A 4048-nucleotide genomic window follows, 5' to 3' on the forward strand; every position below is an offset into this window, starting at 1 on the left:
GGCGTCCTCCCGCGGCGCCTTCCGCCCGGCCGCGCCCTTCTGCGCGGCGGGCCTCTTGGCGGCCGTCTTCCCGGCGGCGCCCTTCCCGGCGGCGGCCTTCCTGCTCGGGGCCTTCTTCGCGGCCGGGTCCTTGCCCGCGGCCTTCTTCTCCGGGACGGCCGGTTCCTCGGACGGCCTCTGCGGATCCGGACCGCTGGACGGGGGCGGGGGTCACTGGCTGCGCCTCCTAGACGGGGGTCGGGGCGGGTCAGAAGGGTTCGGTCGGGGTCGCGTACCGCTCGATCGCCGCCATCGGCACGGTGAGCCAGTCGGGGCGGTGACGGGCCTCGTAGACGACCTCGTAGATCGCCTTGTCGGTCTCGTAGGCGCGCAGCAGCACCGGGTCCGTACGCGGGTCCTCCCCGCTGACCTGCGCGTATCCCGTGCAGAACGCGGCCCGGCACGCTGCGGCCCACCCGGGGGCCCGCACCCCGGCCGAGTGCGCCGCGTAGTCGAAGGAGCGCAGCATCCCCGCGATGTCGCGCGAGGCGGGCTGCGGCAGCCGCCGCTCCGGCAGCGGCTTCGACGGCTCGCCCTCGAAGTCGATCAGCGACCACTCGCCGTCCGGTGACCGCAGGCACTGCCCGAGGTGCAGATCGCCGTGGACGCGCTGGGCGACCCAGGTGCGGCCCTCGTCGGCGAGGTCGGACAGGGCGGTGAACGCCGAGCGCAGCGCGGGCACATGGGGGCGCAGCACCGGCACCGCCAGCGCCGCCGCCTCCAGGCGCTCCACCATGCCGTCGACCGTCAGCCGCAGTTGCGCGCGGCCGAGGGTGACGGTGGGCAGCGCGCGGGCCAGCGCCGTGTGCACCTCGGCGGTGGCGCGGCCCAGGGCGCGGGCCTCGGCGCAGAAGTCCTCGCCCTTGGCGAGTTCCCGCAGCGCCAGCTCCCAGCCGTCGGCCGCGCCCTGCACGAACGGCTGGAGGACGGCGAGGACCGACGGCTCCCCGTCCAGGTCGGCCCGCAGCCAGGCGGTCGGCGGCGGCACCCTGGGGCAGTGCTCGCGGGCGAGCGCGAGCGGGAGTTCGAGGTCGGGGTTGACGCCGGGCACGATCCGGCGCAGCAGCTTCAGGATGAACGTATCGCCATAGATGACGGACGAGTTGGACTGCTCGGTCGTGACCGGGCGGGGGACCAGTCCTGACCGGATGTCCTGCCCGGTGTCCCGTTCGAAACGGAGCCCGCCGATGCGGGCCTGGGAGCGGAACGCCTCCAGGAGCACGTCGGCGGGCCGGGGGTCGCAGAGGGCGTCGTACACCGTGCGTCCGGCGAGCGGGCCCTGTTCGACATGGCCGATCAGCGCGGGCGCCAGCCGGGGCGGCAGCGCCTCGCGCGCGCCTATCAGGAGCTGGTAGCAGTCCCCGGGCTGCGCGGCGGCGCCCGGCACGGGTGGCTGGTGGGCGCGCACCAGCAGGTGGTGCAGGCCGAGGCGGCGGTCCGACGGCAGCAGTTCGGTGACGGCGGCGAGGGTGAACCCGGTGACCGGGCGGCCCTTCCCGGCGAACCAGCGCTGCCGCGGCAGCCACTCCCGCAGCAGCGGGTCCAGGGAGGGGAGGAGGCCGAGTCCGGCGTCTGCCGGGCTCGCGGAGCGGGTGAAGGCTTCCGACATGGCGGCGCGTCCTTTCCCCGGGTGGGGTGTTACTGATGGGTGCCCCGGTCGGGACAGGGGAAACGCCCCCGTCCCGAGTTCGGGCGGGCCCTAGGCGGCGTCCTTGCGGAGCCGGAACCAGTAGAAGCCGTGGCTGCCGAGGGTCAGCAGGTACGGCAGTTCGCCGACGGCGGGGAAGCGCACCCCGCCGAACAGCTCGACCGGGTGGCGGCCGGTGAAGGCCCGCAGGTCCAGCTCGGTCGGCTGGGCGAAGCGGGAGAAGTTGTTCACGCAGAGCACGAGGTCGTCCTCGTACTCCCGCAGGAACGCGATCACCGCCGGGTTCGACGACGGCAGCTCGGTGTAGGTGCCGAGGCCGAAGGCGGGGTTCTGCTTGCGGATCTCGATCATGCGGCGGGTCCAGTGCAGCAGCGACGACGGCGACGACATCGACGCCTCGACGTTGGTGACCTGGTAACCGTGCACGGGGTCCATGATCGTGGGCAGCGAGAGCCGCCCGGGGTCGCAGGAGGAGAAGCCCGCGTTGCGGTCGGGCGTCCACTGCATCGGGGTGCGGACGGCATCGCGGTCGCCGAGCCAGATGTTGTCGCCCATGCCGATCTCGTCGCCGTAGTACAGGATCGGCGAGCCGGGCAGCGACAGCAGCAGCGCGGTGAAGAGTTCGATCTGGTTGCGGTCGTTGTCCAGGAGCGGGGCGAGGCGGCGGCGGATGCCGATGTTGGCGCGCATCCGCGGGTCCTTGGCGTACTCGGCCCACATGTAGTCGCGTTCCTCGTCGGTGACCATCTCCAGGGTCAGCTCGTCGTGGTTGCGCAGGAAGATCCCCCACTGGCAGCCCGACGGGATCGCGGGCGTCTTCGCGAGGATCTCGGAGACCGGGTAGCGCGACTCGCGGCGCACGGCCATGAAGATGCGGGGCATGACGGGGAAGTGGAACGCCATGTGGCACTCGTCGCCGCCGCTGCGGTAGTCGCCGAAGTAGTCGACGACGTCCTCGGGCCACTGGTTGGCCTCTGCCAGCAGCACCGTGTCCGGATAGTGCGCGTCGATCTCCTTGCGCACCCGCTTCAGGAACTCGTGGGTCGCCGGGAGGTTCTCGCAGTTGGTGCCCTCCTGCTGGTACAGGTAGGGGACCGCGTCCAGCCGGAACCCGTCGATGCCGAGGTCCAGCCAGAACCGCAGCGCCGAGACCATCTCCTCCTGGACCGCCGGGTTCTCGTAGTTGAGGTCCGGCTGGTGGGAGAAGAACCGGTGCCAGTAGTACTCCTTGCGGACCGGGTCGAAGGTCCAGTTGGAGGCCTCGGTGTCGACGAAGATGATCCGCGCCTCGGGGAACTGCTTGTCGTCGTCGGCCCAGACGTAGTAGTCGCCGTAGGGGCCGTCGGGGTCCTTGCGGGACTCCTGGAACCACGGGTGCTGGTCGCTGGTGTGGTTCATGACGAAGTCGATGATGACGCGCATGCCGCGCTGGTGGGCGGCGTCGACGAACTCGACGAAGTCGGCGAGGTCGCCGAACTCGGGGAGGACGGCGGTGTAGTCGGAGACGTCGTAACCGCCGTCGCGCAGGGGCGACTTGAAGAAGGGCGGGAGCCAGATGCAGTCGATGCCCAGCCACTGGAGGTAGTCGAGCTTGGCGGTGAGGCCCTTGAGGTCACCGACGCCGTCGCCGTTGCTGTCCTGGAAGGACCGGACGAGGACCTCGTAGAAGACCGCGCGCTTGAACCAATCCGGGTCCCGGTCCTTGGCGGGGGTGTCCTCGAAGGTGTCCGGAACGGGCTCGTTGACGATCATATGGTGGGTGACCCTCCGATCTGCGGGGTGGACGGTCGCAGGACGGTGAAGACGTGCGCGGGCCGGTGCCCCGGCTCCAGACGCACGTAGTTGGCCCTGCCCCAGTGATAGGTCTCGCCGGTCAGCTCGTCGCGCACCGGCACCGACTCGTGCCAGTCCAGGCCGAGTTGCGGCATGTCCAACGAGACCGTCGCCTCCTGGGTGTGGTGCGGGTCGAGGTTGGCGACCACCAGAACCGTGTTCGATCCGCTCCGCTTCGAGTACGCGATCACCGACTCCTGGTCCACGGGATGGAAGTGCAGGTCGCGCAGTTGCCGCAGGGCCGGGCTCGCCCGGCGGATCTCGTTGAGGCGGGTGATGAGGGGGGCGATGGTGCGGCCCTCGCGGGCGGCGGCCTCCCAGTCGCGGGGGCGGAGTTGGTACTTCTCGGAGTCGAGGTACTCCTCGCTGCCCTCGCGCAGGGGGGTGTTCTCGCAGAGTTCGTAGCCGCTGTAGACGCCCCAGGTGGGGGAGAGGGTGGCGGCCAGGACGGCGCGGACCTCGAAGGCGGGCCTGCCGCCGTGCTGGAGGGAGGCGTGCAGGATGTCGGGGGTGTTGACGAAGAGGTTT

At 71.2% G+C, this 4048-nt stretch carries 2 protein-coding genes and 1 pseudogene; all 3 read right to left on the reverse strand.

From position 1 onward, the window contains the following. Window positions 1-247: 247 nt before the first annotated feature. The gene (locus GA0115242_RS06575; protein ID WP_093825473.1) at window positions 248-1648 is read right to left on the reverse strand and encodes a maltokinase N-terminal cap-like domain-containing protein; all 1401 of its coding nucleotides are present in this window, start codon (window positions 1646-1648) and stop codon (window positions 248-250) included. Between the two features lie 90 nt (window positions 1649-1738). Then, complete coding sequence (treS, locus tag GA0115242_RS06580) at window positions 1739-3439, reverse strand: maltose alpha-D-glucosyltransferase (protein WP_093825475.1); 1701 nt, start codon at window positions 3437-3439, stop codon at window positions 1739-1741. After that, a pseudogene (locus GA0115242_RS06585) lies at window positions 3436-4048 on the reverse strand (alpha-1,4-glucan--maltose-1-phosphate maltosyltransferase); the annotation flags it as partial. The pseudogene GA0115242_RS06585 and the gene treS, both read right to left, overlap by 4 nt.

This window comes from Streptomyces sp. SolWspMP-5a-2 (assembly GCF_900091845.1).
Lineage (GTDB): Bacteria > Actinomycetota > Actinomycetes > Streptomycetales > Streptomycetaceae > Streptomyces > Streptomyces doudnae.